Source organism: Agrobacterium sp. 33MFTa1.1, from assembly GCF_004328495.1.
Classification (GTDB): Bacteria; Pseudomonadota; Alphaproteobacteria; order Rhizobiales; family Rhizobiaceae; genus Agrobacterium; species Agrobacterium pusense.
This window is the reverse complement of sequence record NZ_CP036358.1, coordinates 953613-966927: the sequence shown is the minus strand read 5'-3', so window position 1 is coordinate 966927 and position 13315 is coordinate 953613. Positions and strand designations below refer to the sequence as shown.

Annotated in this window: 19 protein-coding genes; 8 read left to right on the top strand and 11 right to left on the bottom strand. The window is 59.5% G+C overall.

Features of this window, described 5'->3' with window-relative positions; genetic code table 11:
• Positions 1-18: 18 nt before the first annotated feature.
• The 3 genes from EYD00_RS04925 to EYD00_RS04915 all read right to left on the bottom strand — a co-directional run bounded on the left by EYD00_RS04925 (position 19) and on the right by EYD00_RS04915 (position 1553).
• Positions 19-723: an SDR family oxidoreductase gene (locus EYD00_RS04925; protein WP_004441449.1), complete on the bottom strand. Its 705-nt coding sequence runs from the start codon at positions 721-723 to the stop codon at positions 19-21.
• Between the two features lie 144 nt (positions 724-867).
• The gene (locus EYD00_RS04920) at positions 868-1230 is read right to left on the bottom strand and encodes an antibiotic biosynthesis monooxygenase family protein (protein ID WP_004441445.1); all 363 of its coding nucleotides are present in this window, start codon (positions 1228-1230) and stop codon (positions 868-870) included.
• Positions 1227-1553 (bottom strand): NIPSNAP family protein, encoded by a 327-nt coding sequence (locus tag EYD00_RS04915; protein WP_004441442.1) that lies wholly within the window; start codon positions 1551-1553, stop codon positions 1227-1229. The genes EYD00_RS04920 and EYD00_RS04915 overlap by 4 nt, the downstream gene beginning before the upstream one ends.
• Positions 1554-1627: 74 nt before the next feature.
• Between EYD00_RS04915 and EYD00_RS04910 the strand changes: the two genes are divergently transcribed.
• Positions 1628-2311: an ArsR/SmtB family transcription factor gene (locus EYD00_RS04910; protein ID WP_004441439.1), complete on the top strand. Its 684-nt coding sequence runs from the start codon at positions 1628-1630 to the stop codon at positions 2309-2311.
• A gap of 23 nt (positions 2312-2334) precedes the next feature.
• Here the strand turns inward: EYD00_RS04910 and EYD00_RS04905 are convergent, their stop codons facing one another.
• Positions 2335-3492 carry a pyridoxal phosphate-dependent aminotransferase gene (locus tag EYD00_RS04905; RefSeq protein ID WP_006698022.1) on the bottom strand — a complete coding sequence of 386 codons (1158 nt, stop codon included), beginning with the start codon at positions 3490-3492 and terminating at the stop codon, positions 2335-2337.
• A 173-nt stretch (positions 3493-3665) separates the two neighbouring features.
• On the opposite strand from EYD00_RS04905, the gene EYD00_RS04900 reads away from it, so the two are divergent.
• The 5 genes from EYD00_RS04900 to aat all read left to right on the top strand — a co-directional run bounded on the left by EYD00_RS04900 (position 3666) and on the right by aat (position 7490).
• Positions 3666-4433, top strand: a complete 768-nt coding sequence (locus EYD00_RS04900) for a DsbA family protein (RefSeq protein WP_004441433.1) — start codon at positions 3666-3668, stop codon at positions 4431-4433.
• A 125-nt stretch (positions 4434-4558) separates the two neighbouring features.
• Positions 4559-4996 carry a type II 3-dehydroquinate dehydratase gene (gene aroQ, locus EYD00_RS04895; protein WP_004441429.1) on the top strand — a complete coding sequence of 146 codons (438 nt, stop codon included), beginning with the start codon at positions 4559-4561 and terminating at the stop codon, positions 4994-4996.
• A 25-nt stretch (positions 4997-5021) separates the two neighbouring features.
• Positions 5022-5510, top strand: a complete 489-nt coding sequence (accB, locus tag EYD00_RS04890; RefSeq protein WP_004441427.1) for an acetyl-CoA carboxylase biotin carboxyl carrier protein — start codon at positions 5022-5024, stop codon at positions 5508-5510.
• A gap of 12 nt (positions 5511-5522) precedes the next feature.
• Positions 5523-6869, top strand: a complete 1347-nt coding sequence (accC, locus tag EYD00_RS04885; protein WP_004441425.1) for an acetyl-CoA carboxylase biotin carboxylase subunit — start codon at positions 5523-5525, stop codon at positions 6867-6869.
• A 6-nt stretch (positions 6870-6875) separates the two neighbouring features.
• Positions 6876-7490, top strand: coding sequence for a leucyl/phenylalanyl-tRNA--protein transferase (aat, locus tag EYD00_RS04880; protein WP_004441420.1), 615 nt, complete (start codon positions 6876-6878; stop codon positions 7488-7490).
• Between the two features lie 13 nt (positions 7491-7503).
• On the opposite strand, the gene EYD00_RS04875 is transcribed toward aat, so the two are convergent.
• From EYD00_RS04875 to gatB, 5 genes are all read right to left on the bottom strand, one after another.
• Positions 7504-7941: a DUF2155 domain-containing protein gene (locus tag EYD00_RS04875; protein ID WP_004441417.1), complete on the bottom strand. Its 438-nt coding sequence runs from the start codon at positions 7939-7941 to the stop codon at positions 7504-7506.
• A 130-nt stretch (positions 7942-8071) separates the two neighbouring features.
• Positions 8072-8470, bottom strand: coding sequence for an NADH:ubiquinone oxidoreductase subunit NDUFA12 (locus tag EYD00_RS04870; RefSeq protein WP_004441414.1), 399 nt, complete (start codon positions 8468-8470; stop codon positions 8072-8074).
• A 109-nt stretch (positions 8471-8579) separates the two neighbouring features.
• Positions 8580-9053 carry a GNAT family N-acetyltransferase gene (locus tag EYD00_RS04865; protein WP_004441413.1) on the bottom strand — a complete coding sequence of 158 codons (474 nt, stop codon included), beginning with the start codon at positions 9051-9053 and terminating at the stop codon, positions 8580-8582.
• The gene (locus EYD00_RS04860; RefSeq protein ID WP_004441411.1) at positions 9050-9547 is read right to left on the bottom strand and encodes a GNAT family N-acetyltransferase; all 498 of its coding nucleotides are present in this window, start codon (positions 9545-9547) and stop codon (positions 9050-9052) included. Before EYD00_RS04860 ends, EYD00_RS04865 begins: the two co-directional genes overlap by 4 nt.
• Positions 9548-9763: 216 nt before the next feature.
• Positions 9764-11269 (bottom strand): Asp-tRNA(Asn)/Glu-tRNA(Gln) amidotransferase subunit GatB, encoded by a 1506-nt coding sequence (gene gatB / locus EYD00_RS04855; RefSeq protein ID WP_004441410.1) that lies wholly within the window; start codon positions 11267-11269, stop codon positions 9764-9766.
• 151 nt (positions 11270-11420) lie between these two features.
• Between gatB and EYD00_RS04850 the strand changes: the two genes are divergently transcribed.
• Positions 11421-11753 carry a DUF1294 domain-containing protein gene (locus EYD00_RS04850; protein WP_034496217.1) on the top strand — a complete coding sequence of 111 codons (333 nt, stop codon included), beginning with the start codon at positions 11421-11423 and terminating at the stop codon, positions 11751-11753.
• Here EYD00_RS04850 and EYD00_RS04845 read toward each other — a convergent pair.
• The gene (locus tag EYD00_RS04845) at positions 11735-12244 is read right to left on the bottom strand and encodes a GNAT family N-acetyltransferase (protein ID WP_004441407.1); all 510 of its coding nucleotides are present in this window, start codon (positions 12242-12244) and stop codon (positions 11735-11737) included. The genes EYD00_RS04850 and EYD00_RS04845 overlap by 19 nt on opposite strands.
• A 272-nt stretch (positions 12245-12516) precedes the next feature.
• Here EYD00_RS04845 and EYD00_RS04840 point away from each other — a divergent pair, with 272 nt between their 5' ends.
• Positions 12517-12774 carry a YjhX family toxin gene (locus tag EYD00_RS04840; protein ID WP_004441405.1) on the top strand — a complete coding sequence of 86 codons (258 nt, stop codon included), beginning with the start codon at positions 12517-12519 and terminating at the stop codon, positions 12772-12774.
• A 65-nt stretch (positions 12775-12839) separates the two neighbouring features.
• Here EYD00_RS04840 and EYD00_RS04835 read toward each other — a convergent pair whose 3' ends face one another.
• Positions 12840-13304 (bottom strand): GNAT family N-acetyltransferase, encoded by a 465-nt coding sequence (locus EYD00_RS04835; RefSeq protein WP_004441403.1) that lies wholly within the window; start codon positions 13302-13304, stop codon positions 12840-12842.
• Positions 13305-13315 lie beyond the last annotated feature (11 nt).

Genomic DNA, 13315 nt, shown 5'->3' with positions numbered 1-13315 from the left:
AGTGGGAGAGGCCAACCGTCAGACAGACCTCGTGAGACCACCATCCACGCGGATATTCTGGCCGGTAATATACCCTGCCCCCTCAGATGCGAGAAATGCCACTGTGGCGGCGATCTCTTCGCTCTTGCCGTAACGTTGCATCGGAACGCTTTCGCGGCGTTCTTCCGTCGCCGGCAGGCTGTCGATCCAGCCGGGAAGGACATTGTTCATGCGGACATTATCGGCTGCGTAGGTATCGGCAAAAATCTTGGTGTAGGAGGCAAGGCCGGCGCGGAACACGGCGGATGTGGGGAACATGCTGCTCGGTTCGAAAGCCCAGGCAGTCGAGATGTTGACGATCGCGCCCGCCCTCTGCCTTACCATGACCGGGGCGATGATGCGCGTCGGGCGAATGACGTTCATGAGGTAGACATCGAGCCCGGTATGCCATTGTTCGTCGGTAATATCGAGGATGGCGGCGCGCGGGCCATGGCCGGCGCTGTTCACCAGCACGTCGATACGGCCGAATCTCTCAAGCGCCAGATCCGTCAGCCGTTGCAGGTCTTCATTGGACTGGTTGGAACCGGTAACGCCGATGCCGCCCAACTCTTTCGCCAGCGCCTCTCCCTTGCCAGAAGACGACAGGATAGCGAGCTTGTAACCATCCGCGGCCAGGCGTTTCGCAACGGCAGCTCCCATGCCGCTGCCGCCTGCCGTCACCACCGCCACTTTTTCTGCCGACATCGCTTTTCTCCCATTCCAGGTCTGACGGACAGCCCGTATGGCGGTCCTTCTTCAGCTTAAACTGTCTCATCTTTAACGGGTTTCCAAGACGAGTTCGAACCAGAAAGGCTTGTCGAGGCATGCAGAAAAATTGATGCTGATGCGTCAGCCCGGGCCGACACCCGTTGGGTGAGCAGACCGGCTATCCGCCGGTGCTTCCTCCCTCTCCTGCAAACCATAGTCACGCATCACATGCGCGATACGCAACCTGTAATCGGAGAAGACGCCAGTCCGGCCGAGCGACTGGGCGGCGCGATGAGGCAGGGTGTTGCGCCACGCCTTCACCGCCTCCTCATCACGGAAGAACGACAAGGAGAGCATCTTGTCCGGATTGCCGATGCTCTGAAACCGCTCGACGGAGAGGAAACCGTCGATGGTTTCAAGTTCTGCCCGCAGGCCGGCGGCCATATCCAGATAATGTTGCTTCTCGCCTGCGGCTGGCCAGACCTCAAAAATAACGGCAATCATCGTCCGGCTCCCGCGTGGGGGGCGGACGCGAGGCGCAGAAACAGCCGGTCCTCGCGACGGATGAATTGTTCGCGGCGCGCGAATTCATAATTTTCCTGCCCGGCCGGATCGGCGGCGAGCCGCGCCCTATAGGCTTCGTAAGCGGCGAGGTTTTCGATGTTGTAGACACCGTAGGCAATGGTGCTCGATCCCTCTTTCGGCGCGTAATAACCGATCAGATCAGCCCCGCAACGCGGGATCGCCTCTCCCCAGTTGCGGGCATAGCGTTCGAAGGCATCGACCTTGAACGGATCGATCTCGTAGCGGATGAAACAGGTCAGCATCGTTTGTCTCCTCATGTTCTGCCTCTCCCTTCTACGCCATTGCCATGCCTCGATGCTTCGGTTACCATCGAAGCATGAAAGACGGACCCGTGATTGCCAATGTTGCCGCCCTTATCGGCGATCCTGCCCGCGCCAACATCTTGACGGCGCTGATGGACGGGCGCGCGCTGACCGCGAGCGAGCTCGCGGAGGCCGCGGGTGTGACCCTGCAAACTGCGAGCGGGCACCTGTCAAAGCTCTCGGACGCACAATTGCTGAAAGCGGAAAAACAGGGGCGGCATCGATATTTCCGCCTCTCCGATGAGGATGTGGCGCAGGTTCTGGAAGCGTTGATGGGGCTTGCCCAACGCACTGGCGCGGTACGTGTGCGCACCGGGCCGAAGGACAAGGCGCTGCGTGAGGCGCGCATCTGCTACGATCATCTGGCCGGGGAAAGCGGCGTGGCACTGCTTGCCGCCATTACGGCAAAGGGGCTCGTGACGTTAGGTGATGATCCTGCCTTAACGGAGAGCGGACGCGAATTCTTCTCGAACTTCGGCATAGACCTTTCGCCGCTCGAAAAGGCCCGCCGCCCGGTCTGCCTGCATTGCCTGGACTGGAGCGAACGCCGGCATCACCTCGGCGGCGGGCTTGGCGCATCGCTTCTTGAAGCGATGCAGCAGCGCGACTGGTTGCGGCGCGGAAACGGCCGTGTGCTGACATTTACTGCCAAGGGTGAAAAGGCGTTCAACAGCACCTTTGGCTGCACGCCCGCCTGATCTCTCCACCGTATGATACCCGATTATTTCAGCCAGCCGGCTATACGCCCAACGGCCTCGGCAATGTCAGACACGGAACCCGCATAAGAAATGCGCAGCGCCCTATGGCCTTCCTCCGGGTCGAAATCCATGCCGGGTGTCGCTGCCACGTCGATTTCTGCCAGCATACGCTTTGCGAAATCCATGCTGTCATTGGAAAAACGGCTGGTATCGACATAGGCATAAAACGCGCCGTCCATGGGGGATGCCAGCGGCAGGCCTATTTCCGGCAGTCGCGCCATCAGGAAATCGCGATTGGTGCGATAGCTCTCCCGATAGACATCCAGTTCCTCCGCCGCCGAAAAGGCTGCGGTCGCCGCAAGCTGCGACAGTTCAGGCGGGGAAATATAAAGGCTCTGGGCCAGACACTCGACCGGCCGGACGAGGTTTTCCGGCAAGACCATCCAACCGATGCGCCAGCCCGTCATGCAATAATATTTGGAGAAGGAATTGATGACCACCGCATTGTCGGTGATTTCGAGTGCGCTCGTCTCTTCGCCGACGAAGGTAAGGCCGTGGTAAATCTCATCGGAAATGAAGGCCATGTCGCGGCTTTCGCAATAGGTCGCAAGCCGCTTCAGTGCCTCGCGGCCTGTGACGGTGCCGGTCGGATTGGCCGGGCTTGCCAGCAGAACGCCCTTCAGCTTGCAGCCCGCTTTCGTTTCCGCACGCTCCAGACTTGCCGGCGTCAGCGTGTAGCCGGTTTCAGCCGTGACCGGCACTTCCACGACGTTAAGGCCGAGAGCCTTCAGGATATTGCGATAGGCCGGATAACCGGGCCTCGCGATCGCGACATGATCGCCTGCGTCGAAAAGGCTGAGAAAGGCAAGATTGAAGGCCGCTGACGAGCCCGTTGTCACGGCGATGCGAGCCGGATCAATCGCGACCTGGTGACGCAACCGGTAATGGCCGGCAATCGCCTCCCGCAGTTCGCGCAGGCCGAGCGCATCGGTATAACCGATCCGCCCATGTTTCAGCGCCTCTTGAGCCGCTGCCAGCGACGCCTTCGGTGCGGGATGGGAGGGCTGGCCGACCGCCATGGAAATGACGGGGCGGCCCGCCTGCCTGCGCCTGTTCGCCTCCGCCAGAATATCCATGGCGTGAAAGGGTTCGACTGCGCTCCGCTTCGACATCGTAATCAAGGGCATGCTCTTTCCTGAACCGTATTTCAGAGACTTGCCGCAGAATCACAATCTTCACAATCATGCGACCATAATGCGGACAAGTATTTTTGCCGTATGGCATTTGGCTTAAAGTAAGGTAATTGCCTTCATAAGATTTCAAGAGGCTCCGGCCGCACAGAATGAGGACCGATATGGCGCATTTTCTCCGTTCCACCCTTCTTGCCAGCGTGACGGCCCTTTCAGCGGTATTCGCCTCCCTGCCCGCGCATGCGCTCGATGAGCAGCAGAAGAAGGAAATGGGCGAGTTCATCAAGCAGTATCTGATCGAGAACCCGGAGATCATGCTTGAGGTTCAGGATGCGCTTGAGCGCAAGCAATATGCGGCGCGCAACGCCAAGGCGGCAGAGGCGGTCGCCGACAACAAAAAGGCGATCTTCGAATCGAAATTCGATCTGGCACTCGGCAATCCCGATGGCGACGTCACACTCGTTGAGTTCTTCGATTACAACTGCGGTTATTGCAAACGCGCCATGGGAGACATGGACAACATCCTGAAGAGCGACAAGAAAATACGCGTCGTGCTCAAGGAATTCCCGATCCTCGGACCGGAATCGGTCGCCGCACATCGGGTCTCCAATGCCGTGAAGCTGCTGGCGCCGGCCAAATATCCGGAGTTCCAGCGCACGCTCCTCGGCGGCCGCGGACGGGCGAATGAGGACAGCGCCATGGAAGTCGCGACCTCGCTCGGCCTCAAGGAAGCCGATATCCGCAAGTCGATGGCGGAAAACCCCAATGATGCGCAGGTGCAGGAAACCTACAAGCTGGCAAACAGCCTCGGCATCACCGGAACGCCGTCTTATATCGTCGGCGACGAGGCGGTTTTCGGCGCCGTCGGTGCCGACCCGCTGAAGGAGAAAATCGCCAATATGCGCAGCTGCGGTAAAGCCACCTGCTCCTGATTGCTAAAAAAGCAAGTGCATTCCCTGTGAGATGCCGGCCTGGCGGCCGGTTTACGGCTTGCAGGGGCTTTTCCTTGGCGGCTGCGCAGTCTATAGGTGTCGCTGATTTTCGTATGGAAACGTGAATGAGCAACATCATCATCGTCATCAACGGCCCCAATCTCAACATGCTGGGAAAAAGGGAACCGGGTATCTATGGTGGCAAGACGCTGAAGGACATCGAGAATGATTGTCTTCAAGCCGGTGCCGATCTCGGTTTCGCAGTGGAATTCCGCCAGTCCAACCACGAAGGCGTGCTCGTGGACTGGTTGCATGAGGCGGGAGAAAGGGCGGCGGGTGTCGTCATCAATCCCGGCGCTTACAGCCACACCTCTATCGCGTTGCACGACGCCATTCGCGCGATTTCCACGCCCGTCGTGGAAGTGCACATTTCCAACATCCACGCCCGGGAAGAGTTCCGCCACAAATCGATGGTCTCACCGGCAGCGAAGGGCATGGTCTGTGGTTTCGGACCATATGGATACGTCATGGCGCTTCACGCGCTGAAAAACATCACGGCATAAAAAGAAACAAAGAATAGGGTTTGTCATGTCTGAAAAGAAACAGGGTATCGACAAGGAACTGATCCGCGAACTCGCGAATATCCTCAACGATACCGACCTTTCGGAAATCGAAGTGGAGCAGGATGACCTGCGCATCCGCGTTTCGCGCGCCGCTCCCGCAGCCACGGTTTATGCCGCAGCACCGCCCGCTTACGCACCGGCTCCCGCAGCAGCGCCCGCCGCGCCGGCAATCGCGGCCCCTGCTGCACCGGCAGCAGCCGCTGCACCGGCACGCAACCCGGCAAACACCGTGTCTTCGCCCATGGTTGGCACCGTCTATCTCTCGCCAGCCCCCGGTGCCCGCCCCTTCATCGAAGTCGGCGCAACCGTCAAGGAAGGCCAGACACTTCTCATCGTCGAGGCCATGAAGACCATGAACCAGATCCCGGCTCCGAAGTCCGGCAAGGTTGTGGAAATCATCGTCAACGACGCACAGCCCGTGGAGTATGGCGAAGCCCTCGTGGTCATCGAATAAAGGCGGTTCAGCATGGTTTCGAAGATCCTCATAGCCAACCGCGGCGAAATTGCGCTGCGCGTCCTGCGCGCCGCCAAGGAGCTTGGCATCCCCACCGTCGCTGTGCATTCCACGGCGGACGCGGACGCCATGCATGTGCGCCTCGCCGACGAAAGCGTATGCATCGGCCCGCCGCCTTCGCGTGACAGCTACCTCAACATCCACCAGATCGTTGCGGCCTGCGAAATAACAGGTGCGGACGCCGTTCACCCCGGCTACGGCTTCCTGTCGGAAAACGCCAAGTTTGCCGATATCCTTGACGCGCACGGTATCACCTTCATCGGGCCGACCGCCGAGCATATCCGCATCATGGGCGACAAGATCACCGCCAAGCAGACGGCGCAGGAACTCGGTATCCCCGTGGTTCCCGGCTCCGATGGCGAAGTGAAGCCTGAGAACGCGCTGGAAATCGCACGCACGATCGGCTTTCCGGTCCTCATCAAGGCAACCGCCGGCGGCGGTGGTCGCGGCATGAAGGTGGCGAAGACCGAGGCCGATCTGGAAGAGGCCGTTGCGACTGCCCGCTCCGAAGCGGCAGCAGCATTCGGCAACGACGCCGTCTACATGGAAAAGTACCTCGGCAAGCCACGCCATATCGAAGTGCAGGTGTTCGGCGACGGTGAAGGCAATGCCATTCATCTCGGAGAGCGCGATTGCTCGTTGCAGCGTCGCCACCAGAAGGTGCTGGAAGAAGCCAACTCTCCGGCTCTGACGGTTGAACAGCGCATGAAGATCGGCGAGATTTGCGCGAGCGCCATGCGCAAGCTGAAATATCGCGGTGCCGGCACCATCGAGTTCCTTTATGAAAACGGCGAGTTCTATTTCATCGAAATGAACACGCGTCTGCAGGTGGAGCATCCGGTCACGGAAGCGATTACCGGCATGGATCTCGTGCAGGAACAGATCCGCGTCGCATCGGGTCAGGGCCTCTCGGTCACGCAGGCCGATATCGAATTCCATGGCCACGCCATCGAATGCCGTATCAATGCCGAAGACCCGCGCACCTTCGTTCCCTCGCCTGGCACGCTGACCTATTTCCACACGCCGGGCGGCCTTGGTGTGCGCGTCGATTCGGGCGCCTATCAGGGCTACAAGATCCCGCCCTATTACGACAGCATGATCGGCAAGCTCATCGTTCACGGCCGCGACCGTGACGAATGCATTCGCCGCCTGCGTCGGGCGCTCGACGAATTCGTCGTCGACGGCATCAAGACCACGCTGCCGCTTTTCCAGGATCTTCTTCAGAATGAGGATATCCTGAAGGGCGATTATGATATTCACTGGCTGGAAAAATATCTGGCCGGTGACGCGTCTCACTAAGACGATATGGCTGGGCGGCGCAGCAGAAATAACGACATAACGGTCGATATCCTGCTGCGCGCCTATTCCGCCGGCCTGTTTCCGATGGCCGATTCGGCTGACGATCCCGAGCTTTTCTGGGTCGAGCCGGAGGTGCGCGGTATCATCCCGCTCAATTCCTTCCACATTTCCAAAAGCCTCGCCAAAGCGATGCGCAAGAAGCCATTCGACATACGCTTCAACACCGCTTTCGAGGCTGTCATGGCGGGCTGCGCCGCAGAGGCGCCGGACAGGCCAAGTACCTGGATCAACGCCACCATTCGCAAGCTTTATAGCGAACTGCATCAGATCGGCCATGCCCATAGCGTCGAGGCCTGGGAAGGCAAGGAGCTTGTCGGCGGACTCTACGGCGTTTCGCTGGGAGCGGCATTCTTCGGCGAAAGCATGTTCTCCCGTCGCACCAATGCATCGAAGATTTGCCTCGTGCATCTGGTGGAGAGATTAAAAGCAAGTGGCTTCGTGCTGCTCGACACTCAATTCACGACGGAGCATTTGAAAACGTTCGGCGCCATCGATGTGCCGAAGCTTGAATATGCGAAAATGCTCGACGTCGCCGTCAATCGGCCGAGTCTGCAATTCTAGACGTTACCTTGGGTTATTTGCTTGCCGTAGAGGGAGCAGGCACTTCCGAGTCCTGTTTGCAACCCGTCAGCCATACGTCATAGATCGGGTGTTCCACGGCGTTGAGGCCGGGGCTGTCGGCGAACATCCAGCCGGTGAAGATGCGACGGATTTTACGGTCGAGGGTGATTTCATCCACTTCGACAAATGCGTCGATCTTCTGCGCTTCCGTCTGGTCGCGCGAATAACAGACCTTCGGCGTGACCTGAAGCGCGCCGAACTGCACCGTCTCATCGATATAGACATCGAAGGACGTGATGCGGCCCGTGATCTTGTCGATGCCGGAAAAGACTGCAACACGGTTTTCAAGCCGGGCGGCGGAGACGGGCGAAATGAGGAAGGCAGCAGAAACCGCCGCGAACAGCGTCACCGTCAGCGCACGCAAAGAACGGTCCCGCGTGATTTTCCTCATACGATGTGTCTCCAAAATTTGCCTGTGTCGGGACGCCGACCGGATCAACGCCTAAGGGCGGAATGTGGCAAAAACCGGTGAGGCCGGATGCATGCGCGGCGTTTTGCACAACACCGCGCATCGCGATAGCTCAGTTGCCGGGTGTCCAGGCGTCGTAGTCGCCGGTCACACGCGGGCGCTCCCCGGCCACAGCCAGCGAGCCCTGAGGGCGATAGGCCTTGGACGAGCCTGTGAGGTTTGGCTGGTGCGGCTTCTGCCACTCGCGCGCAACGTAGCTTTCCTGGCTCGGCGGAACGTCGGTGCGGTAATGCATCCAGCCATGCCAGCCGGGCGGAATGGCAGAGGCCTCAGCGTAGCCGTTATAGATCACCCAGCGGCGCGGCATGCCCCAGGAGGTGGTGCCGCCTTCGTAATAGGTGTTACCCAACTCGTCCTGCCCCACCTTCTTGCCGAAACGCCAGGTGTGAAACCGCGTTCCGATCGTCTGGCCGTTCCACCAGGTGAAGATTTGCGTCAGGAGAGTCTTCATTCTACGTTCCTCAGGCTTGAATGCGCCGCAGCGATTTTCCGTGCACGGCACAAGACATGCTTATGCCGCCCCTCACGCCAATTGTCCAGCATTTCAAGATATATCCGTGCTATTTCAGCTTCATCCTGAAGCCCAGATGCCGCTTCTCGAAACCCAGCCGCTCGTAGAAGCGGTGCGCGTCCAGCCGGGCCATGTTGGAGGTGAGTTGCGCGGCTTTCAGGCCCTGACGGCGGGCTTCATCAAGACAATAATTGATCATTACCGCGCCGATGCCGCGACCGCGCATGTCGGCCCGTGTCTGCACCGCTTCGATGACCATAGACCTGGCCCCTTGCCCGACGAGCTTGGTCAGGATCGCCGTCTGAAAGGTGCCGACCACCTCGCCATCCAGTTCGGCGACGTAAAGCGTTTCGCTCGGCGACGCCTCGATTGCCCGGAAGGCGGCAAGATAATCGGGCTGTGCCGATTCGTCGGCCGTATCGCCGTGGCCGCCGATCTCGTCAGCGGCAAAAATGGCGGCGAGCGCCGGCAGATCGTCTTCACGGGCCGTTCGAATTATCAGATTTTCCAGGGTCACGTTCATCGGGTCAGGCTCTTTTCCATCACGATGCCGGGCAGCCCCTCGATACCCGCCATGCGCTCGATTCGGTCCACCTCGACAAATCCGACGCCTTCATAGAAGTTGATTGCGACAGTATTTTTGGGCTCAACCTCAAGCCGCATGATTTCCGCGTCGGGAAAGCAGGTTTCTAGCTCTGCGAAGAGATCGCGGCCGACACCCTGCCGCTGTAAATCGGGCGCCACGTAAAGCTGGTGCAACAGCGCCGTCTTCGCCATCTTGGTCGACATGGAGCCGTAAGCCATGCCGCCGATCCGCTTGCCGTCATCGGCGACAAGGAACTCGCCGCCTTTCTTTTCGACGTGGTCTTTCATGGCCTGCGGCGAATGCCAGGCTGCGATCAGCTGGTTGACCTTATCCGCGCCGTAGATCGCGTCATAGGTCGCGTGCCATGTCGTCGCGAGCAGCGCCCGGACTGGCTCGATGTCACGCAGGCTGGCTGTGCGGATGAAAAACATGATCTGGCTCCGTCTTGAAACAGAAATGCCGGGCGTTGATCCCGGCAGAAGTGATGTCAGTCGCCCTTGCTGGACGTCATCCTCGGGCTTGTCCCGAGGATCTAAACACGGTGAACCTTGTGGCTCGTTAGATCCTCGGAACAAGCCCGAGGATGACGAAGGAGAGGTCTACCGTCTTCCTCAACCTTTTCTGAGGGCCGCTCCGACCCACAGTTCCTATTCGTCTTCGATTCCGAGCTTCGCCTTGACCAGCGCCTGCACCGCCTGCGGGTTAGCCTTGCCGCCCGTCGCCTTCATGACCTGGCCGACGAACCAGCCGGCGAGCGTCGGCTTCGCCTTGACCTTCTCGACCTGATCCGGGTTGGCGGCGATGATCTCGTCGACAGCCTTTTCGATGGCGCCGGTGTCGGTCACCTGTTTCATGCCGCGGGCTTCAACGATCTCGGCCGGATTACCGCCCTCGTTCCAGACGATTTCAAACAGGTCCTTGGCGATCTTGCCGGAGATGGTCTCAGCCTTGATGAGATCGATAATGCCGCCGAGCTGTTCGGGCGACACCGGGGTCGTCTCGATGTCCTTGCCAGACTTGTTCAGCGCTCCGAGCAGGTCGTTGATGACCCAGTTGGCGGCAGCCTTCGGATCACGTCCGGCGGCGACGGCTTCGTAATAATCGGCAATCGCTTTTTCCGAGACGAGGATCGAGGCGTCGTAGACCGAGAGACCGAGATCAGCGACGAAACGAGCCTTTTTGTCATCAGGCAGTTCCGGCAGATCGACCTTCAGTGCCTCAACGAAAGCATCATCAAATTCGAGCGGCAGCAGGTCCGGATCGGGGAAATAGCGATAATCATGCGCGTCTTCCTTGGAGCGCATGGACCGCGTTTCGCCCTTGCCGGGATCGAACAGGCGGGTTTCCTGATCGATGACGCCGCCATCTTCCAGAATGGCGATCTGGCGACGCGCCTCATATTCGATGGCCTGGCCGACGAAGCGGATGGAGTTGACGTTCTTGATCTCGCAGCGCGTGCCGAAGCCTTCGCCCGGACGGCGCACGGAGACGTTGACGTCGGCGCGCATGGAGCCTTCGTCCATGTTGCCGTCGCAGGTGCCAAGGTAACGCACGATGGAGCGCAGCTTGGTGAGATAGGCCTTCGCCTCATCCGACGAACGCATGTCCGGCTTGGAGACGATTTCCATCAGCGCCACGCCCGAACGGTTCAGGTCCACGAAGGACATGGTCGGGTGCTGGTCGTGCATCGACTTGCCGGCGTCCTGCTCCAGATGCAGGCGCTCGATGCCAATCTCGATATCCTCGAAATTGCCCTGACGGTCGGGACCAAGCGAAATGGTGATGGTGCCTTCGCCTACGATCGGATCCTTGAACTGCGAAATCTGATAGCCCTGCGGCAAATCGGGATAGAAGTAGTTCTTGCGGTCGAAGATCGAGCGATTGTTGATCTTGGCCTTGAGGCCGAGACCGGTGCGCACCGCCTGCTTCACGCATTCCTCGTTGATAACAGGCAGCATGCCGGGCATGGCCGCATCCACCAGCGACACGTTGGAATTCGGCGCGTTGCCGAAGGTGGTGGAGGCGCCGGAGAACAGCTTGGAATTGGAGAGAACCTGCGCATGCACCTCCATGCCGATCACGATTTCCCAATCGCCGGTGGCGCCGGGAATGAAGCGTTTCGGGTCGGGGGTGCGCACGTCTACAAGGGTCATCTGAAGCTCACGATATACGGGTTCTTTGGCCTTGGTGGGTAGAACAAATGAAGCGCTGGCGCAAGACATCTTGCACCCCGTCGCGCGACGGCCGGAATTTTCGAAGACATCGGATACGCGTTTTTTACCCTTACAGGTTTCAATTCACGCCATGCAAACGATCGCTCTCTGCTTCCTGGCCTATATCGCCTTCAATCTCTTCGTCTTTCTTGTCTATTGGTGGGACAAGGAAGCGGCGAGGAATGGCGGATGGCGTATCCGGGAAAGCACGCTGCTTTTGCTCGCGCTCGTGGGTGGCAGTGCGGGCGCTATCTCGGCGCAAAGGTTGCTGCGGCACAAAACCCGCAAAGAACCGTTTCGCAGCAAGCTGATATCGATCGTCATCTTGCAGGCGGGCCTCGTCGCATCGCTCCTCATCACGCCGGACTGGCCGATGCGGCTGATGGCCACTCTACAAACCCTGTTTCAGAACGCCGGCCCGTAAAGACCACTCTCGACCTCAGCCAGTTGCTTCTGCAGGCCCACCGATTGCACCTCGCGGTCCAGCTTCGGCGCATAGGAAACCGAGAGCCAGCGAATGCTATAGCCATGGTAGCGGAAAAAGGCGACGGCCGGTTCATTCTGGGCATGGGTTTCAAGCCGTATGGTCTCGAAGCCCTTTTCCTCTATCAGTCGTTCGATGTCGCCCAGCAGGCGGCTGCCGACGCCCCTCCGCTGAAACTCCGGATCGATCCAGAAGTCGGAAATCGCCTCGTCAAAATGCTCCCGCGCGGCCCAACCCGCAACCGAGCCGCCCAGTTCCGCGACGCGGATGGCAAGCCACGATGAGCGGGTGAAATTGGAAAAGGCGCTCGCCGCATTGTCGTAAAGCGTCGGTGTGATGCCGAGAGCCGCGGTTGCCTGCCGCCACGCCCTGAGGCCGATGGCCGCCAGAACCTCCGCTTCCTGCTCATACGCGTTGCGAATGACGATCAAGCCGCGCCCTCCTTGGCCGTTTGAAGTAAACCATTGCGGGTGCGATTCGACCAGCGTGGTTTTACCGCTCCCTGCGGGCTTGACCGCGCCGGTTTGGCCCATTACCCAAAAGGAGCAAGAACGGAGTTTTTATGTTCGCTCAATCGGAGTCCCGGTAAAGGCCCTGCCCGCAAGTTTCTTGCGCGCCGGGCCAAATGAAACCGAGCCGGATGCCCTAACGGCACCCGGGTTTGCTTTCACGCGTCTAGAAGACGCCGACCGGACTTCCAACAATGGACATTTCCCGCGCCGAACAGCGCATTCTTCACCTGCTCGCCCAGGGCGGCAGAATTGAACTCGTTCGAGACGACGCCCGCAACATTGAAAAACTTTCGCTCTTCACGCGCGAAGGATGGATTTTCAGCGGCCTCGACCTTCTCACCTTCCGCAAGCTGAAACGGAAGCGAGCCATAGCCTCCTCCGGTGGCAAGCCCTACCGCATTACCACGCGCGGGCTGGAACTTGTGAGGGGTGAGCTGGACAACCGATAAACTGACCGGGCGGCGGCAATGCCGTCGCCCGGCATTTCGCGACGCGGCATCGACGGTGTCACAAGTTAAGAGAGCTTTTGCTCCAGCTTCACCTTCTCAAGTTCGACTTTCATGATGTCGGACCATTCCATGCCGCGCCAGACGATCTGAAAGCCGCAACGCTGGTAAAGACCTATGGCGGCGCGATTTCTCGCATGGGTGTCGATGGTGGCAAGCGGCAGGCCCGCAGCCCGCATCCTGTCGAGAAAGTGGAGGATCAGCGCTTTGCCAATCCCCTTGCCCTGCCAGTTCGGGTCCACCCACAGATCGGAAATATGATGAGGCTTGGCATCACAAGCGCCCCAACCGACGACAACACCGTCGATTTCGGCCACGACGACATCACCGGTCGGAGACTTGGCGAAGCTTTCGAATTCGCCCCTCACCCACTCGATGACATGGGAATCGAGATAGGCGGCGTCGAAGGCTTCACCGGCACGCCATGCGGCAAAACCGACAAAGCCGACCGCATCGCGATCGGCTTCGTTCATCTGTCTGAGCT